This is a genomic window from Pseudomonas batumici (assembly GCF_036585405.1).
Taxonomy (GTDB): Bacteria; Pseudomonadota; Gammaproteobacteria; order Pseudomonadales; family Pseudomonadaceae; genus Aquipseudomonas; species Aquipseudomonas batumici.
On the sequence record NZ_CP144470.1, the window covers coordinates 3,466,932 to 3,483,559 of the forward strand.

A 16,628-nucleotide genomic window follows, 5' to 3' on the forward strand; every position below is an offset into this window, starting at 1 on the left:
GGCCAAACCCCGCCCGGCGGTGACGGCATTTGAACTTGGCTTTAAACTGCGACTCTTTTTTCCATGTCCTTTCAATCCAGCCGCGAGAGCCATCCATGACTACCACGCCTAAACCTTTGGTCCTGATCATCCTGGATGGCTTCGGTCACAGTGAGAGCCAGGACTACAACGCTGTCTATGCGGCGAAAAAACCGGTGCTCGACCGTCTCGTCGCCAGCGTGCCCAATGGTCTGATCTCGGGCTCGGGCATGGATGTCGGCCTGCCGGACGGGCAGATGGGCAACTCCGAGGTCGGCCACATGAACCTCGGTGCCGGTCGTGTGGTGTACCAGGATTTCACCCGCGTGACCAAGGCGATCCGCGACGGCGAGTTCTTCGAGAATCCGACGATCTGCGCGGCGGTGGACAAGGCGGTGGGCGCGGGCAAGGCGGTGCACATTCTCGGCCTGTTGTCCGAGGGTGGCGTGCACAGCCACCAGGACCACCTGGTGGCCATGGCCGAGCTGGCGTTCAAGCGCGGTGCCGAGAAGATCTACCTGCACGCCTTCCTCGACGGCCGCGACACCCCGCCGAAAAGCGCCGAGTCGTCCATCGAACTGCTGGACGAAACCTTCCGCACCCTGGGCAAGGGCCGCATCGCCAGCCTGGTGGGCCGTTATTTCGCCATGGACCGCGACAACCGCTGGGACCGTGTGGCCCAGGCCTACAACCTGATCGTCGACGGCCAGGCCGAGTTCCAGGCCGCCACCGCCCAGGAAGGCCTGCAGGCCGCCTATGAGCGCGGCGAGAGCGACGAATTCGTCAAGGCCACGAGCATTGGCGAGAAAGTCACGGTCGAAGACGGCGACGCCGTGGTGTTCATGAACTTCCGCGCCGACCGCGCCCGTGAACTGACCCGGGTGTTCGTCGAAGACGACTTCAAGGACTTCGAACGCGCCCGCCAACCAAAGCTGGCCGGTTTCGTCATGCTCACCCAATACGCCGCCAGCATCCCCGCGCCGTCGGCCTTCGCCCCGGGCAGCCTGGAAAACGTGCTGGGCGACTACCTGGCGAAAAACGGCAAGACCCAGCTGCGGATCGCCGAAACCGAGAAATACGCCCACGTGACCTTCTTCTTCTCCGGCGGTCGCGAAGAGCCCTTCCCGGGCGAAGAACGCATCCTGATCCCGTCGCCGAAAGTCGCCACCTACGACCTGCAGCCGGAAATGAGCGCGCCCGAGGTCACCGACCGGATCGTCGACGCCATCGAGCACCTGCGCTATGACGTGATCGTGGTCAACTACGCCAACGGAGACATGGTCGGCCACAGCGGCGTGTTCGAGGCGGCCGTTAAAGCCGTGGAATGTCTGGATTTGTGCGTAGGACGTATCGTCGACGCCCTGGAGAAGGTCGGTGGCGAAGCCCTGATCACCGCCGACCACGGCAACGTCGAACAAATGGAAGACGAAACCACCGGCCAGGCCCACACCGCTCACACCACCGAGCCAGTACCGTTCATCTACTTCGGCAAACGGCCGCTGAAGGTCCGCGAAGGCGGCGTTCTGGCGGATGTCGCACCGACCATGCTCAAGCTTCTGGGCCTGAAACAGCCGCAAGAAATGACTGGTACTTCGATCCTGACTGACATCTAAATGCCGTAAATCTGGCCGGCCGCAGGCCTGCGGCCTACCGCTTTATCGGAAACGCCTGAAAGCAACCGCTTTTGGGCGTTTTTTTTGCAGCGCGCGGCGGGCATACTAGGACGTCCCGTTCCCAGGTGTCGCCCGCCCCATGCTCCGCGCCCTTATCGCCCTAGCCTTGATCTGCCTGCTCCAACCGGCCTTTGCCGACGAGCGCACGCAAACCCAGCAGCAGTTGGACGCCACGCGTCAGGATATCGCTGAGCTGAAAAAGCTCCTGGGCAAGCTGCAGGAAGAAAAATCCGGCGTGCAGAAAGAACTGCGCGGCACCGAAACCGAGATGGGCAAGCTGGAGAAGGAAGTCGACGCCCTGCAGAAAGAGCTGAAAAAGAGCGAAAGCGAACTGCAGCGGCTCGATGGGGAGAAAAAAAAACTCCAGAGCGCGCGCACTGAACAGCAGCGACTGATCGCCATCCAGGCCCGCGCCGCCTACCAGGGGGCCGCCAGGAGTACCTCAAGCTGCTGCTCAACCAGCAGAACCCGGAAAAATTCGCCCGCACCCTGACCTATTACGACTACCTGAGCCAGGCCCGCCTGGAGCAGTTGAAGAACTTCAACGAGACCCTGCGCCAACTGGCCAATGTCGAAAAAGACATCAATCTGCAGCAGGCCCAGTTGCTGGTGCAGAAAAGCAGCCTGGACAGCCAGCGCGACGAGCTGGACAAGGTCCGCAAGGAACGCCAGGCGGCGCTGGCCAAGCTCAATGACGACGTGAAGGCCCGCGACCAGAAGCTCGCCGCCCGCGAACAGGACCAGGCCGACCTGTCGAAAGTCCTCAAGACCATCGAAGAAACCCTGGCCCGCCAGGCCCGCGAGGCGGAAGAAGCGCGCCAGAAAGCGCTGCTCGCCCAGCAGGAAGCGGAAAAAAAGCGCCAGCGTGAGGCGGCCGAGCTCGCCAACGACGACAGCCCTCGCCCCCCGCGTAAAACCACGCCCGGCGCCCTGGTCTCGAGTGCGGGAGAATCCTTCGGCGGCCCTTTTGCCTCAGCGCGCGGCAAACTGCCCTGGCCAGTTGATGGCCGCTTGCTCGCGCGCTTTGGTGAAACCCGTGGCGATGACGCCCGGACCAAGTGGGACGGGGTGATGATCAGCGCCGCCGCCGGCAGCCAGGTGCATGCCGTGCACGGTGGCCGCGTGGTGTTCGCCGACTGGTTGCGGGGCGCCGGCCTGCTGGTCATTCTGGACCACGGCAACGGTTACCTGAGCCTCTACGGACACAACCAGACGCTGCTCAAGTCAGCAGGCGATGTGGTAAAAGCCGGTGAATCGATCTCTACTGTAGGTAACAGTGGCGGTCAGGAGGCACCAGCACTGTATTTCGCTATACGTCAGCAGGGTCACCCGAGTGATCCGGCTCAATGGTGCCGCGCCCAAGGATAGGCCCGCATCTTAATCAGGAGTTCGTTCGACATGTTGCATCTGTCCCGCCTCACCTCGCTGGCCCTGACGATCGCCCTGGTGATCGGCGCGCCCCATGCGTTCGCTGCGCAGCCTGCCCAGCCCGCTCCGGCCGCCGCCCCGGCCGTCACCGCCAAGGCCCCGCTGCCGCTCGACGAGCTGCGCACCTTTGCCGAGGTCATGGACCGGATCAAGGCCGCCTATGTCGAGCCGGTGGACGACAAGACCCTGCTGGAGAATGCCATCAAGGGCATGCTCAGCAACCTCGACCCGCATTCCGCCTACCTCGGGCCGGACGACTTCGCCCAGTTGCAGGAAGACACCAGCGGCGAATTCGGCGGCCTGGGCATCGAAGTCGGCATGGAAGACAATTTCGTCAAGGTGATCTCGCCCATCGACGACACCCCGGCGTCCAAGGCCGGCGTGCAGGCCGGTGACCTGATCGTCAAGATCAACGGCCAGCCGACCCGCGGCCAGACCATGACCGAAGCGGTCGACAAGATGCGCGGCAAGGTCGGCCAGAAAATCACCCTGACCCTGGTACGCAATGGCGGCGCGCCCTTTGACGTGACCCTGACCCGGGCGATCATCCGCACCAAGAGCGTGCGCAGCCAGATGCTGGATAACGGCTACGGCTATATCCGCATCACCCAGTTCCAGGTCAAGACCGGCGACGAGGTCTCCAAGGCCCTAACGGCCCTGCGCAAGGAAAATGGCAACAAGAAGCTCAACGGCATTGTCCTCGACCTGCGCAACAACCCCGGTGGCGTGCTGCAGGCGGCGGTGGAAGTGGTCGACCACTTCATCAAAAAGGGCCTGATCGTCTACACCAAGGGTCGCATCGCCAACTCCGAACTGCGCTTCTCGGCCACCGGCCACGACGAAAGCGAAGCGGTCCCGATGGTGGTGCTGATCAACGGCGGCAGCGCCTCGGCTTCGGAAATCGTCGCCGGCGCCCTGCAAGACCAGAAACGCGCGGTCCTGATGGGCACCAACAGCTTCGGCAAGGGCTCGGTGCAGACCGTGCTGCCGCTGAGCAATGACCGCGCGCTGAAGATCACCACCGCGCTGTACTACACGCCCAACGGTCGCTCGATCCAGGCCCAGGGCATCGTTCCGGATGTCGAGGTGCGCCAGGCCAAGGTCAGCGGGGCCCAGGACGACGAGACCTTCAAGGAAGCCGACCTGCAAGGTCACCTGGGTAATGGCAACGGCGGCGCGGACAAGCCGAGCGTCAAGCCGACCAAGGGCAAGCCACGCCTGCAGGACGACGACTACCAGCTGGGCCAGGCGCTGAGCCTGCTCAAGGGCTTGAGCGTCACGCGCGGCAATTGAGATGTTGCGCTGGCCGTTGTGCGCCCTGTTCGCCTGCCTGATCGGCGTTGCCCAGGCAACGCCGGTCGACACGCCGACGCCGCCCAAGGCCTACCTCACACTGATCATCGATGACCTGGGGCAGAACCTGCCCCGGGATCGTCGCGTGCTGGCCCTGCCCGGACCGATCACCCCGTCGATCATGCCGGACACCCCGCACGCCGCCGAACTCGCCCGCGAGGCCCATGCCGCCGGCAAGATCATCATGCTGCACATGCCCATGGACCCGGCCACGGGCCCCTTCGCCTGGCATCCCGAACTGCCCCTGGACGAATTGGAAAAGCGCCTGGCGGCCGCCTTCAAGGTCGTGCCCTATACCAGCGGCATCAACAATCATGAAGGCAGCCGCATGACCGCCGAACCGCTGGCCATGGCCTGGTTGATGGGCGAGTTGCAGCGGCGCAACAAGTTTTTCGTCGACAGTCGTACCAGTGCCAGGACCGTCGCCGCGTCCGAAGCGCAGAAGATCGGCCTGGCGAGCGTGTCGCGGGATGTGTTCCTGGACAATGAACGCACCGAGCCGGCCATTGCGGCCCAGCTGGACGCCGCGATCAAGCTGGCGCGCAAGCAAGGCAGCGCGGTGGTCATCGGCCATCCCTACCCGCAGACGCTGGCCGTGCTGGAACGCGAACTGCCCAAGCTCAAGGAACAGGGCATCGACTGGATCGATATCAAGTCGATGATCGCCCTGCGCGGCAACCAGGCCGCGGCCGGGCATGGCAAGGACGGTGTTTACCGTCAGGCTCCTACAGGTAGCGCGCCATGATCTCGTCGACCTTGCCTTCCTTGCGCAACTGGTCCAGCGCCGCCTGCAATCGGGCCACCACCTCGTCCGGCACCTCCTTGTTCAGCGCCAGATACAACTCGGTGCTGTTGAAACGCAGCACGGTCTTGAGCCCGGTCACCCCTTCCTGACGCGCTAGGAAGCGTCCCGCCGGGTCGCCGGTGGCCCACAGGTCGATCTGCCCCGCCACCAGCTTCTTCGCATTGTCCTGGTCGCGCAGCACCAGCACCGGGGCCAGCCCCTGCTTGGCCAGGGTTTCAGCAATGGCATCGCCCTTATAGGCCCCGATCTTGTACTTGCGAGCCTGCTGCAAAGCCTTCAGGACAAGCTGGCTATCAGCCCTGGCGAGCATGACCCAATCGTCCGGCCCGATCGGCCCCACCCATTTGAACAGCGTCTCGCGATCCGGCAGGCGCGCCATGACGAACACCCCGTAACCGGGCTTCTCCAGGGCGAGCTTGTAGATACGCTCCCAGGGGAATCGCAGGGTCAGACTGTAGGAAATACCGGCACGCTTGAAAGTTTCCCGCACGATATCGACGGCAATGCCTTCGATATTCTCGTCCTGGGCGAAGTTCTTGCCGTTCTTCGCCATGTTGTACGGCGGGAAGTTTTCCGTCAGCAGGACCAGAGAAGTGTCGGCAGTGTCCGCCGCACGGGCAGCCTCCGCCAACAGCAGCAAGCCGCCAGCGAAAGCGAGTAGAAGAGGTTTGAACATGCTGTACTACCGAAATCCATGGCGTGCCCAAGCGTGACCCGGGCTCGCCATGCTGTCCAGTGGACTGTACTGCCTAGCGGACCACGATGCCGCGTTGAGCCATGTAGGCCTTGGCTTCCGGCACCGTGTATTCGCCGAAGTGGAAGATGCTCGCCGCCAGCACCGCGCTGGCGTGGCCTTCAAGAATCCCGTCGGCCAGGTGCTGGAGATTGCCGACGCCACCCGAGGCGATCACCGGGATGCCCAGGGCATCGCTGATGGCGCGGGTCACGCCGAGGTCGAAGCCGTTTTTCATGCCGTCCTGGTCCATGCTGGTGAGCAGGATCTCACCGGCGCCCAGGCCTTCCATCTTCTTCGCCCACTCCACCGCGTCGAGCCCGGTAGGCTTGCGGCCGCCGTGGGTGAAAATCTCCCAGCGCGGGGTTTCACCCGGCAGCGAGACCTTCTTCGCATCGATGGCGACGACTATGCACTGCGAACCGAAATGCTCGGCCGCTTCGCCGACGAACTCGGGGTTGAACACCGCTGCCGTATTGATCGAGACCTTGTCGGCGCCGGCATTGAGCAGGTTGCGGATGTCCTGCACGGTGCGCACGCCGCCGCCGACCGTCAGCGGGATGAACACCTGGCTGGCCATGCGCTCGACGGTGTGCAGCGTGGTGTCACGGCCGTCGACGCTGGCGGTAATGTCGAGAAAGGTGATCTCGTCCGCGCCCTGCTCGTCGTAGCGCCGGGCGATTTCCACCGGATCACCGGCATCGCGGATGTTCTCGAACTTGACGCCCTTGACCACGCGACCGTTGTCGACGTCCAGGCAAGGGATGATGCGTTTGGCCAGCGCCATGGTGAGTCCTCAGCCTTTGTACGAATCGCAGAAGGCTTGCGCCTCGGCGACATCGAGGGTGCCTTCGTAGATCGCGCGACCGGTGATGGCACCGATGATCCCCGGCGCCTTGGCGTCCAGCAGGGCCTTGATGTCGCCCAGGTTGTGGATGCCGCCGGAAGCGATCACCGGGATCTTCGTCGCCGCGGCCAGGGCGGCGGTGAAGGGCACGTTGCAGCCCTGCATCATCCCGTCCTTGGCGATATCGGTGTAGACGATGGCGGACACGCCGTCGGCTTCGAAGCGCTTGGCCAGGTCGATCACCTGCACCGAGCTGACTTCGGCCCAGCCGTCGGTGGCGACGAAACCGTCCTTGGCGTCCAGGCCGACAATCACCTTGCCGGGGAACGCACGGCAGGCCTCGGCGACGAACTCGGGTTCCTTGACCGCCTTGGTACCGATGATCACGTAGCTCACGCCGGCTTTCACGTAGTGCTCGATGGTCTCCAGCGAACGGATGCCGCCGCCGATCTGGATCGGCAGGTTCGGATAACGCTTGGCGATGGCGGTGACCACCTCACCGTTGACCGGCTGGCCTTCGAAGGCGCCGTTCAGGTCGACCAGATGCAGACGACGGCAGCCGCCCTCCACCCACTTGGCAGCCATGCTCACCGGATCATCGGAGAACACCGTGGAATCTTCCATGCGGCCCTGACGCAGACGGACGCAGGCACCGTCCTTGAGATCGATAGCGGGGATAATCAGCATCTGGCAAACCTTAGAGTCGTTTTTTCAGCTTCACTCGGAAATCAGTTTTTCTCGAGCGCCCACAAGTCGCTTTCGATGCTCTCGAACCTTTCTTTAAGGTGCGTCTGCACATCGAAAATCGCCCTGTTGTAATAGTGTGGAGCAATTTCACGGGTAAACAGGTCGAGGATTTCAGCCGCTTCGAACGAACCCAGGTTCAGTTCGAAGCGATCCTCCATGAAGCGCTTGATCTTGTGATTGGCCTCGCTCTCCTGTTCGGGAGTGAGGGTCAGGATCGGCGGCTTCTGTTTGACGGCCATTTACCAGCGCCCGTCCCAGGCGGCGAAGTTCTGCAGCAATTGCAGGCCGTGGGTATGGCTTTTCTCCGGGTGGAACTGCACGGCGAAACGCGAGCCCTCGGCCAGCGCCGCGGCGAAGTCGACGCCGTAGTGGCCGCTGCCCACCACCTGCCGCGGGTTGCCGGCGGCGATGTAGTAGCTGTGCACGAAGTAGAAACGCGCCAGGTCCGGAATGTTGTGCCACAGGGGGTGATCCACCGCCTGCTTCACTTCGTTCCAGCCCATGTGCGGGACTTTCAGGTGCTCGCCGTCCTCGTGCTGGTCCTTGGCGAACAGCTTCACCTGGCCGGGAAACAGACCGATGCAGTCGACGCCGCCATTCTCTTCGCTACGGTCGAGCAAGGCTTGCATACCGACGCAGATGCCGAGGAAGGGGCGATCCTGGCTCACTTCACGCGCCAGCGCATCGAAGCCCAGCCGCCGAATCTCGGCCATGCAGTCGCGAATCGCGCCGACGCCGGGGAACACCACCCGGTCGGCTTCGCGAATCACGGTGGCATCGCTGGTGATCAGCACCTTGCCGGCACCCACGTGTTCGAGGGCCTTGGCCACCGAGTGCAGGTTGCCCATGCCGTAGTCGATAACCGCAACCGTCTGCATCAGAGCACGCCCTTGGTCGATGGCATTTGCCCGGCCATGCGCTCATCGAGCTCGACGGCCATGCGCAGGGCGCGACCGAAGGCCTTGAACACGGTTTCGATCTGGTGGTGGGTGTTGCTGCCACGCAGGTTGTCGATGTGCAGGCTGACGAGCGCGTGGTTGACGAAGCCCTGGAAGAACTCCTGGAACAGGTCGACGTCGAAGCCGCCCACGGTGGCACGGGTGTAGGGCACGTGCATCTGCAGGCCGGGACGGCCGGAGAAGTCGATGACCACCCGCGACAGCGCTTCGTCCAGCGGCACATAGGCGTGGCCGTAGCGACGGATGCCTTTCTTGTCGCCGATGGCCTTGGCGAAGGCCTGGCCGACGGTGATACCGACGTCTTCCACGGTGTGGTGATCGTCGATATGCAGGTCGCCCTTGCACTCGATATCCAGGTCGATCAACCCGTGACGGGCGATCTGGTCGAGCATGTGTTCAAGAAAAGGCACACCGATATCGAATCGGGCCTTTCCGGTGCCATCCAGGTTGATCGAGGCTTTGATCTGGGTTTCCAGAGTGTCGCGCTCGACGGACGCCTTACGTTCGGCCATCACCAGCTCCGCAAAATCATTGGGCGAAAAAGGCAATCATTATAGGGGCGCGGACGGCAAACAGAAACACACAAGGTGAACTCCCGGACGGGCTGAATCCGGGGGTGTCGGGGCTATACCTGTCAGTACAACCACCCCTCCTGCAGGAGCAGCAGGTCGATGCTCGATTGCTCGAGATGGACGTCAACGATAACGCAGGGCACCTGATGCCCCGCGGTGCCTGTAACATCATCGCGAGCAAGCTCGCTCCTACACCGGACATTTGAGGAATTTATGCCCATCGTTGTCGAGTCCCTCACCGAAGCCACCTACCAGGACCAGCAGGACCTGCAGAAGATCTACCAGGACGCCCCGCCCTGGCTCTTCGCGCCGCAAGCCGACGGCCAGCAGTTGATCGAAACCGCCCTGGCCGACGGCAGCCTGATCGCCGGACGCTTCAATGACCGCCTGCTGGGCGCGGCGCGCCTGGAACGGCGCACGGACTTCTGGCTTTTATCCCAACTTTGCGTCAGAAAAGTCACCAGACGCCGTGGGGTAGCCGAACGACTGGTGGCAGAAGCCTCACGAATGGCCAGACTGTCAGGAGCGGAACTGCGCCTCCAGGCGCCCGCCGGGCATCTCGAGGCCCAGGCGCTGGCGGCCAAGCTGCGGATTGCCCTGGACCCGCTCTAGGGAGTATCTGCGCCCTGCCGCCAGCCCCGTGACGCTATACTCGCGGGCTAAATTCAAATTCCACTGACTGCAAGGACTCGCCCATGAAAGCATTCGGCAAAATCCTGGGTCTGGGGCTTCTCGGGTTGTTGCTGATCATCGTGGCAGCAGGCTTCGCCCTGACCCACCTGTTCAATCCCAACGACTACAAGGACGAGATTCGCCAGATAGCCCGCGACAAGGCCCACATTGAGCTGACCCTCAATGGCGACATCGGCTGGAGCCTTTTCCCCTGGCTGGGCCTGGAACTGCACGATGCCAGCGTGGCGACCCTGACCACCCCGACCCAGCCGTTTGCCGACCTGCAGATGCTCGGCCTGTCCGTGCGCGTACTGCCGCTGCTGCGTCGCGAAGTGCAGATGAGCGATGTCCGCGTCGAAGGCCTGAACCTGCGGCTCAACCGCGACAAGGACGGCCACGGCAACTGGCAGGACATCGGCCACCCAGCCCCTAGCGCGGTGCCCGCCAGCGTGACCGCGCAGACCGACAAGCGCGCCGAGCCGACCAGTGCCGCCGAGGAGGAAAAGCCATCGCAGCCGATCCGCCTGGACATCGACAGCCTGACCGTCAACAACGCCCGGATCGAATTCAACGATGAAAAGACCGGTCGCCAGATCACTTCGGAAAGCATCCAGCTGAGCACCGGCGCGGTGCATGACGGCAAGGAAATCCCGGTCAAATTCACCGCCTTCTTCGGCACCAACCAGCCGGTCCTGCGCGCCCGCACCGAACTCAACGGCAACCTGCGCTTCGACCGCGCGCTCAAGCGCTACCAGTTCGAAGACATGCGCTTCTCGGGCGAACTGTCGGGCGATCCGCTGCAAGGCAAGTCGCTGACCTTCTCCGCCCAGGGCCAGTTGCTGGTGGACATGGCGGCGAACGTCGCCGAGTGGACCGGCCTGAAATTGTCGGCCAACCAGTTGCGCGCCCTCGGCGAACTGAAGGTCAACGACCTGAACAAGACCCCGCAACTCAACGGCATGCTGTCGATTGCCCAACTGGACCTGATGAAGTTCCTCGACAGCATCGGCCAGCCCCTGCCGTCCGTGGCCGACGGCAGCCTGAGCAAGGTCGAGCTGGTGACCCGCCTCACCGGCACGCCCACCAGCCTGGCGCTGGACGACCTCAACCTGAAACTCGACGACAGCAACTTCAGCGGCCGCGTCGCCGTCGAGGACTTCGCCAAGCAATCCCTGCGCGTTCAACTCAAGGGCGACACCTTCGACGCCGATCGCTACCTGCCGGCGAAATCGGCCGACGCCGACAGCGCCTCGAAAGTCCGCCAGGCCGAAGTGCTGAGCAGCGAAGCCAACGCCATCGCCAGTAACTCGCCACTGCCGGAATCGCCGACCCGCGGCGCCTGGAGCAACGACAAGCTGCTGCCCATCGAACGCCTGCGCAGCCTGGACGTGGACGCCGAGCTCGGCTTCAACCAGCTGACCCTGAAGAAGCTGCCGATCGACAACGCCGCCCTCAAGGTCACCGGCCAGGGTGGCGTGCTGACCCTGGGCGAGCTGCGCGGCGAGCTCTACAGCGGCAGCTTCAGCGCCAAGGGCAGCCTCGACGTGCGCCCTGACGTACCGCACCTGAGCCTGCAAACGCGGCTGAACCGGGTGCCGGTCGAACGCATCCTGCAAGCCCAGGGACAGAAGCCGCCGGTCAAGGGCGCGCTGACCCTCGGCAGCGACGTCACCAGCACCGGCAACAGCCAGAAGGCCCTGGTCGACAGCCTCAACGGCAGCGCCAGCTTCGCCCTCAACGACGGCGTGCTGCTCAATGCCAACCTCGAACAGCAACTGTGCACCGGCATCGCCACCCTCAACCGCAAGACCCTGAGCAGCGAACCGCGCGGCAAGGACACCCCGTTCCAGGAGCTCAAGGGCAGCCTGAGCCTGCACAACGGCGTGGCCAGCAACCCGGACCTGAAAGTCCGTATCCCGGGCCTGAGCGTCAATGGCAACGGCGATATCGACCTGCGCGTGCTGGGCATGGACTATCGCATCGGCATCGTCGTCGAAGGCGACAAGAGCGACATGCCGGACCCGGCCTGCCAGGTCAACGAACGCTTCGCCGGGATCGAATGGCCGCTGCGCTGCCGTGGCCCGCTGGAACTGGGCGCCAAGGCCTGTCGTATCGACAAGGACCGCCTCGGCCAGGTGGCCTCGCACCTGGCCGGCAACAAGCTGAGCGACAAACTTGAAGAGAAGCTCGGCGACAAGGTCAGTCCCGAACTCAAAGACGCACTCAAGGGGCTGTTCAAACGATGAGAGCCGAGCAGTTTTCCAGCGCCGTGCTGGATTGGTACGACCGCCATGGCCGCCACGACCTGCCCTGGCAACAGGGCATCACGCCGTATCGGGTGTGGGTATCGGAGATCATGTTGCAGCAGACCCAGGTCAGCACCGTGCTGAACTACTTCGACCGCTTCATGGCCTCGCTGCCGACGGTCGAGGCCCTGGCCGCCGCGCCGGAAGACGAAGTGCTGCACCTGTGGACCGGCCTGGGCTACTACACCCGGGCGCGCAACCTGCAGAAGACCGCGAAGATCATCGTCGCCGAGCATGGCGGCGAATTCCCCCGCGATGTCGAGAAGCTCACCGAGCTGCCGGGCATCGGCCTGTCCACCGCCGGCGCCATCGCCAGTATCAGCATGGGCCTGCGCGCGGCGATCCTCGACGGCAACGTCAAGCGCGTGCTGGCGCGCTACACGGCCCAGGAGGGCTACCCGGGCGAACCGAAAGTGGCCAAGCAGCTCTGGGCCAACGCCGAGCGCTTCACCCCCCATGCCCGGGTGAACCACTACACCCAGGCGATGATGGACCTGGGCGCCACCTTGTGCACCCGCAGCAAGCCCAGTTGCCTGCTCTGCCCGCTGAAAACCGGCTGCGAAGCGCACGTGCTCGGCCTGGAAACCCGCTACCCGATTCCCAAGCCACGCAAGAGCGTGCCGCAAAAGCGCACCCTGATGCCGCTGCTCGCCAACCGCGACGGCGCCATCCTGCTTTACCGTCGCCCCTCCAGCGGCCTCTGGGGCGGCTTGTGGAGCCTGCCGGAACTGGATGACCTCGACGACCTGCCGCACCTGGCGTTTCAGCATTCGCTGGAACTGGGCCGGCAGCAGGCGCTGCCGAACCTGACCCACACCTTCAGCCACTTCCAGCTGGCCATCGAACCGTGGCTGGTGCAGGTCGAGGCGAATGCCCATCACGTGGCCGAGGCCGACTGGCTCTGGTATAACCTCGCCACCCCGCCGCGCCTGGGCCTTGCCGCCCCGGTGAAAAAGCTGCTCAAACGGGCAGCCGACGTTTTGAATGCAGGAGAGTCGTCATGACCCGCACCGTAATGTGCCGCAAGTACCACGAAGAACTGCCAGGCCTCGATCGCCCTCCGTACCCGGGTGCCAAGGGCCAGGACATTTTCGAACATGTTTCGCAGAAAGCCTGGGGCGACTGGTTGAAGCACCAGACCCTGCTGATCAACGAAAAACGCCTGAACATGATGAACAGCGAAGACCGCAAATACATCCAGGGCGAGATGGACAAGTTCTTTTCCGGCGAGGAATACGCCAAGGCCGAAGGCTACGTTCCACCGGCCGAATAATCACGGCTGGAACAGCTTTGGGTCGTAAGCGACGGTAATAATTAAATTTTTTTTGAAATCGTGCTTGACGACCCCTCGAAAAACCCGTTTAATGCGCCCCGTTGCCCAGATAGCTCAGTCGGTAGAGCAGGGGATTGAAAATCCCCGTGTCGGCGGTTCGATTCCGTCTCTGGGCACCACTCTTCAGTTTCAGGTGGTGTCAAAATCATCTGAACGCCCAAAAAACCCGCCTAGTGCGGGTTTTTTGTTGCCCGAATTTTTATCCCCCTTCTTTCGTCATCTTCGCTGCGGCAGATCTCCTCACCCGCCCCCGCCCCGGCCCGCTCATCTGGTCTCCCTTGCTTTGCGCAATCGCCTCCTGAAAGCCAGCCCGACAACTGTCATGGTCGGCAAACCATACAGTTCGTTGCGCTCGCTCCCAACCGTACCGGTACCTACCCCATCCGGCTGATTAGTCTGCACCTGCCCTTCCGGCACGCAGGAGCAGAGCATGAATATCGCCAACTGGCTGGACGAAGCCGGCCTTCGCTACCCGGAGCGTCCGGCCCTGTTCGAGGGGCAGCGGCAAGTTGCCAACTATGGGGCCTTTGTCGCCTTGGTCCGGCACCGGGCCGCCTACCTGATCGACGAGCACGGCATTGCCCCCGGCGATCGGGTCGCGCTGTTCATGAAGAACTGTTGTGAATACCTCGAGCTGCTCTACGCCATCTGGTGGGCCGGCGCCGTGGCGGTTCCGATCAACTGCAAGCTGCACGCCGTCGAGGCCGCCTGGATCGTCGACAACGCGCAAGCCCGGCTGATTTTCACCGATGGCGGCCAGGTGTTCGCGCCAGGGGCCCTGCCCCAGGCCTGTCGAGAACTGGACCGAGAGGACATGGGAGCACTCGCGTCGATCACTTCGCCGCCGGACACGCCTTGCCCGCGCCTTGCCGACGACCTGGCCTGGCTGTTCTACACCTCCGATAGCACGGGTCGCTCCCAAGGGGTGATGCTGAGCCACGGCAACCTGACGGCCATGTCGCACGACATCGATCCGATCGGCGTCGATGATGCGGCGGTGTACGCGGCGCCGATGTCTCACTGTGCCGGGCTCTACAACCTGATCCATGTGCGCCGGGCCGCGCGCCATGTCGTCCCCGAATCGCGCGACTTCAACCCCGACGAGCTGTTCGGGCTGGCCAGCGGTTTCGGCACTATCACGCTGTTCGTCGCCCCCGCCATGTTCACCGGCATGGTCGAGCAGGCCCGCCAGCAGGGCCATGACGGTGAAGGTATCAAGACCATCATCTATGGGGACGCTCCCGTGTACCCGACGGAGCTGCACAGCAGGCTGTTCAGGAACAGCTACGGCGATCTCCTCAAGACGGAACTGCGCCTGTGGTTGAAGGCCAGCGCCAATGACACCGCCACCCCCTGAAGCACATTTTCACGGGTATCTGGCCACCCCCCGGATGCCTCCCGTCACCAGAAGGAATCGTCAGCATGACGCAAACCAACACAGCCAGTTTTCCAGAGACCAAGAGTCAAGACCTGCAAGCCTACTTCCTGGGCCTGATCTCGGTAGCGGCCTTTGCCATGACCCTGCCCGCGGCCAAAATGCTCGCAGGCGACCTGAGCGCCGTCCAGGTCGGGATCTTCCGCTCGGTGATCGCAGCCTTTGCCGCGATTCCCTTCTTGCTGATTGGCCGCGCCAAGCGGCCCACCCGTTCGCAGATCAAGCGCATGCTGCTGACCTCCACCGGGATCGTCTACGGCTTCCCGATCCTCACCGCGCTGGGCATGCAATATGTGCCCGTCAGCCACGGCGGCGTGGTCCTGGCCGCCTTGCCGCTCGCCACGGCGATCTTCGGCACCCTGATCACCGGCACGCGCCCGTCCAAGGCGTTCTGGGCGATCTCCTGCCTGGGCTTCCTGGTGGTCATGTCCTACACGGTGTTCAAGTCGAATGTCTCGGACATCTACCTGGGCGACCTGGCCCTGCTCGGTGCCGTCGCGCTGGCCGGCTTCGGCTATGCCCAGGGCGGCGCGCTGTCCAAGGAACTGCCGGGCTGGCAAGTGATGTGCTGGACACTGGTCATCAGCCTGCCGGTGCTGCTGCCGGCCAGCCTGTGGCTCTACGACAGCCGCACCCTCGCCCAGCTGCCGGGCACCGGCGTCGCCGCCCTGCTGTTCCTGGCGCTGATCAACTCGCTGCTGGGCTTCTTCTCCTGGAACCGTGCGCTCGCGCTGGGTGGCATCCAGCGGATCAGCCAGCTGCAGTTGCTGCAACCGTTCTTTACCTTCGGCTTCTCGATCTGGTTGATGGGCGAATCCTGGAACTGGCTGACCCCATTGGTCTGCGCTATCGTCATTGTCTTGGTCTGGTTATCCAAACGCACCTGAGCCCCTGTCCGGCGGCCGTGCCACCGCCTCCCTGAATGGAATCTCAAACATGACTTCTTCGACATCTTTTTGTCCGAGCGGTGAGTCACAGCAAAGGGGGGCGTTGCAGGATGGCGGTGACATCTGTTTGAGCAACCACCCCGCCAGGGCCGTCTTCGAACTGCTGGCCCCCAAGGCCGGGGAGCTGCTCCTGGATATCGGCAGTGGCAATGGCTACCTGAGCGAGCAACTCCAGCGCTGCGGATGCAAGGTGGTGGGGTTCGACAGCGACCCCAGCCTGGTTTCGGCAGCCCGGGCCAGAGGGCTGGAGGTACACCTCGGCAACGCCGAGCAGCTGTACTTCTACCAGGAGTTCGACGCGATACTGAGCTATGACGCCTTGCACTGGATGCGGCGCTCGGACCAGGTAGCCATCGGGATCTACGAAGCCCTGAAACCGGGGGGACGGTTTGTCGGCGAACTCGCCGGGGCCGGGCACCAGAAAATCCTCCGGCGCACGCTGCGCGATTCACTGGCGCGCAGATCCCTCGACTTTGAAGTCGCCGATCAGCTTTATCTGCCTACGGCCGGGGCCTATCAGCGGGTACTGGAAAACGTAGGCTTCCACGTGAGTGCCATTCATTGGTTCGAACGCCCGATGCCCCTTGATTGCTCGATTGCCCAATGGCTACAGCGGTTCGGTGGCCGCTACCTGGCCCTGCTGCCCGCCGAATTGCAGGATGGTTTTTTAAATGAAGTGACCGACGAGCTGGCTGCCGATTTTCTGGGCAGTGACGGCCAATGGACGCTGGACTGCACCTGCCTGCGGTTCAAGGCCGAAAAAAAGTGAGTGGGCGTTATCCATGCCGACGAAAACCATG

15 protein-coding genes, 1 tRNA gene and 2 pseudogenes are annotated in these 16,628 nt (G+C 63.4%); 12 read left to right on the forward strand and 6 right to left on the reverse strand.

Translation table 11 applies throughout. The features are described from left to right. Positions 1 to 95 precede the first annotated feature (95 nt). From gpmI to NUH87_RS15605, 4 genes and pseudogenes are all read left to right on the forward strand, one after another. The gene (gene gpmI / locus NUH87_RS15590; protein ID WP_338521431.1) at positions 96 to 1,631 is read left to right on the forward strand and encodes a 2,3-bisphosphoglycerate-independent phosphoglycerate mutase; all 1,536 of its coding nucleotides are present in this window, start codon (positions 96 to 98) and stop codon (positions 1,629 to 1,631) included. A 139-nt stretch (positions 1,632 to 1,770) separates the two neighbouring features. Then, positions 1,771 to 3,059 (forward strand): annotated as a pseudogene (locus NUH87_RS15595) (murein hydrolase activator EnvC family protein). A gap of 30 nt (positions 3,060 to 3,089) precedes the next feature. Continuing rightward, positions 3,090 to 4,412, forward strand: a complete 1,323-nt coding sequence (locus NUH87_RS15600; RefSeq protein WP_040063497.1) for a S41 family peptidase — start codon at positions 3,090 to 3,092, stop codon at positions 4,410 to 4,412. Between the two features lies 1 nt (position 4,413). Further along, positions 4,414 to 5,217, forward strand: coding sequence for a divergent polysaccharide deacetylase family protein (locus NUH87_RS15605; RefSeq protein WP_338521434.1), 804 nt, complete (start codon positions 4,414 to 4,416; stop codon positions 5,215 to 5,217). On the opposite strand, the gene NUH87_RS15610 is transcribed toward NUH87_RS15605, so the two are convergent. The 6 genes from NUH87_RS15610 to hisB form a co-directional block, all read right to left on the reverse strand. After that, complete coding sequence (locus NUH87_RS15610) at positions 5,198 to 5,953, reverse strand: ABC transporter substrate-binding protein (protein WP_338521436.1); 756 nt, start codon at positions 5,951 to 5,953, stop codon at positions 5,198 to 5,200. The genes NUH87_RS15605 and NUH87_RS15610 overlap by 20 nt on opposite strands. 73 nt (positions 5,954 to 6,026) lie before the next feature. Continuing rightward, a complete protein-coding gene (gene hisF / locus NUH87_RS15615) occupies positions 6,027 to 6,797 on the reverse strand; it encodes an imidazole glycerol phosphate synthase subunit HisF (protein WP_040063494.1) in 771 nt (256 codons plus the stop codon). A gap of 9 nt (positions 6,798 to 6,806) precedes the next feature. After that, the gene (gene hisA, locus NUH87_RS15620; RefSeq protein WP_038605771.1) at positions 6,807 to 7,544 is read right to left on the reverse strand and encodes a 1-(5-phosphoribosyl)-5-[(5-phosphoribosylamino)methylideneamino]imidazole-4-carboxamide isomerase; all 738 of its coding nucleotides are present in this window, start codon (positions 7,542 to 7,544) and stop codon (positions 6,807 to 6,809) included. Positions 7,545 to 7,585: 41 nt separating this feature from the next. Continuing rightward, positions 7,586 to 7,843, reverse strand: coding sequence for a DUF2164 domain-containing protein (locus NUH87_RS15625; protein ID WP_338521440.1), 258 nt, complete (start codon positions 7,841 to 7,843; stop codon positions 7,586 to 7,588). Continuing rightward, positions 7,844 to 8,482: an imidazole glycerol phosphate synthase subunit HisH gene (gene hisH, locus NUH87_RS15630; protein WP_040063492.1), complete on the reverse strand. Its 639-nt coding sequence runs from the start codon at positions 8,480 to 8,482 to the stop codon at positions 7,844 to 7,846. Beyond that, positions 8,482 to 9,075, reverse strand: a complete 594-nt coding sequence (hisB, locus tag NUH87_RS15635; RefSeq protein WP_040063491.1) for an imidazoleglycerol-phosphate dehydratase HisB — start codon at positions 9,073 to 9,075, stop codon at positions 8,482 to 8,484. Before hisB ends, hisH begins: the two co-directional genes overlap by 1 nt. A gap of 273 nt (positions 9,076 to 9,348) precedes the next feature. Between hisB and NUH87_RS15640 the strand changes: the two genes are divergently transcribed. From NUH87_RS15640 to NUH87_RS15675, 8 genes and pseudogenes are all read left to right on the forward strand, one after another. Then, a complete protein-coding gene (locus NUH87_RS15640) occupies positions 9,349 to 9,747 on the forward strand; it encodes an acetyl-CoA sensor PanZ family protein (protein WP_338521443.1) in 399 nt (132 codons plus the stop codon). An 83-nt stretch (positions 9,748 to 9,830) separates the two neighbouring features. Further along, the gene (locus tag NUH87_RS15645; RefSeq protein ID WP_338521445.1) at positions 9,831 to 12,053 is read left to right on the forward strand and encodes an AsmA family protein; all 2,223 of its coding nucleotides are present in this window, start codon (positions 9,831 to 9,833) and stop codon (positions 12,051 to 12,053) included. Then, entirely contained in the window at positions 12,050 to 13,117 is a 1,068-nt protein-coding gene (mutY, locus tag NUH87_RS15650; RefSeq protein ID WP_338521447.1) for an A/G-specific adenine glycosylase, read from the forward strand. Before NUH87_RS15645 ends, mutY begins: the two co-directional genes overlap by 4 nt. After that, positions 13,114 to 13,386, forward strand: coding sequence for an oxidative damage protection protein (locus NUH87_RS15655; protein WP_040063486.1), 273 nt, complete (start codon positions 13,114 to 13,116; stop codon positions 13,384 to 13,386). Before mutY ends, NUH87_RS15655 begins: the two co-directional genes overlap by 4 nt. Before the next feature lie 103 nt (positions 13,387 to 13,489). After that, a tRNA-Phe gene (locus NUH87_RS15660) sits at positions 13,490 to 13,565 on the forward strand. 311 nt (positions 13,566 to 13,876) lie between these two features. Then, positions 13,877 to 14,707, forward strand: a pseudogene (locus NUH87_RS15665) (AMP-binding protein); the annotation flags it as partial. A gap of 161 nt (positions 14,708 to 14,868) precedes the next feature. Beyond that, complete coding sequence (locus NUH87_RS15670) at positions 14,869 to 15,768, forward strand: DMT family transporter (RefSeq protein WP_338521450.1); 900 nt, start codon at positions 14,869 to 14,871, stop codon at positions 15,766 to 15,768. 127 nt (positions 15,769 to 15,895) lie between these two features. After that, entirely contained in the window at positions 15,896 to 16,597 is a 702-nt protein-coding gene (locus tag NUH87_RS15675) for a class I SAM-dependent methyltransferase (protein ID WP_338521452.1), read from the forward strand. Positions 16,598 to 16,628: the final 31 nt, after the last annotated feature.

Bases quoted from the DNA above. Each gene is read 5' to 3' on its own strand.
- NUH87_RS15655 (WP_040063486.1), top strand. From the start codon at position 13,114: ATGACCCGCACCGTAATGTGCCGCAAGTACCACGAAGAACTGCCAGGC.
- hisH (WP_040063492.1), bottom strand. From the start codon at position 8,482: ATGCAGACGGTTGCGGTTATCGACTACGGCATGGGCAACCTGCACTCG.
- NUH87_RS15605 (WP_338521434.1), top strand. From the start codon at position 4,414: ATGTTGCGCTGGCCGTTGTGCGCCCTGTTCGCCTGCCTGATCGGCGTT.
- NUH87_RS15625 (WP_338521440.1), bottom strand. From the start codon at position 7,843: ATGGCCGTCAAACAGAAGCCGCCGATCCTGACCCTCACTCCCGAACAG.
- gpmI (WP_338521431.1), top strand. From the start codon at position 96: ATGACTACCACGCCTAAACCTTTGGTCCTGATCATCCTGGATGGCTTC.
- hisA (WP_038605771.1), bottom strand. From the start codon at position 7,544: ATGCTGATTATCCCCGCTATCGATCTCAAGGACGGTGCCTGCGTCCGT.
- NUH87_RS15670 (WP_338521450.1), top strand. From the start codon at position 14,869: ATGACGCAAACCAACACAGCCAGTTTTCCAGAGACCAAGAGTCAAGAC.
- hisB (WP_040063491.1), bottom strand. From the start codon at position 9,075: ATGGCCGAACGTAAGGCGTCCGTCGAGCGCGACACTCTGGAAACCCAG.
- NUH87_RS15645 (WP_338521445.1), top strand. From the start codon at position 9,831: ATGAAAGCATTCGGCAAAATCCTGGGTCTGGGGCTTCTCGGGTTGTTG.
- NUH87_RS15610 (WP_338521436.1), bottom strand. From the start codon at position 5,953: ATGTTCAAACCTCTTCTACTCGCTTTCGCTGGCGGCTTGCTGCTGTTG.
- NUH87_RS15600 (WP_040063497.1), top strand. From the start codon at position 3,090: ATGTTGCATCTGTCCCGCCTCACCTCGCTGGCCCTGACGATCGCCCTG.
- NUH87_RS15640 (WP_338521443.1), top strand. From the start codon at position 9,349: ATGCCCATCGTTGTCGAGTCCCTCACCGAAGCCACCTACCAGGACCAG.
- hisF (WP_040063494.1), bottom strand. From the start codon at position 6,797: ATGGCGCTGGCCAAACGCATCATCCCTTGCCTGGACGTCGACAACGGT.
- mutY (WP_338521447.1), top strand. From the start codon at position 12,050: ATGAGAGCCGAGCAGTTTTCCAGCGCCGTGCTGGATTGGTACGACCGC.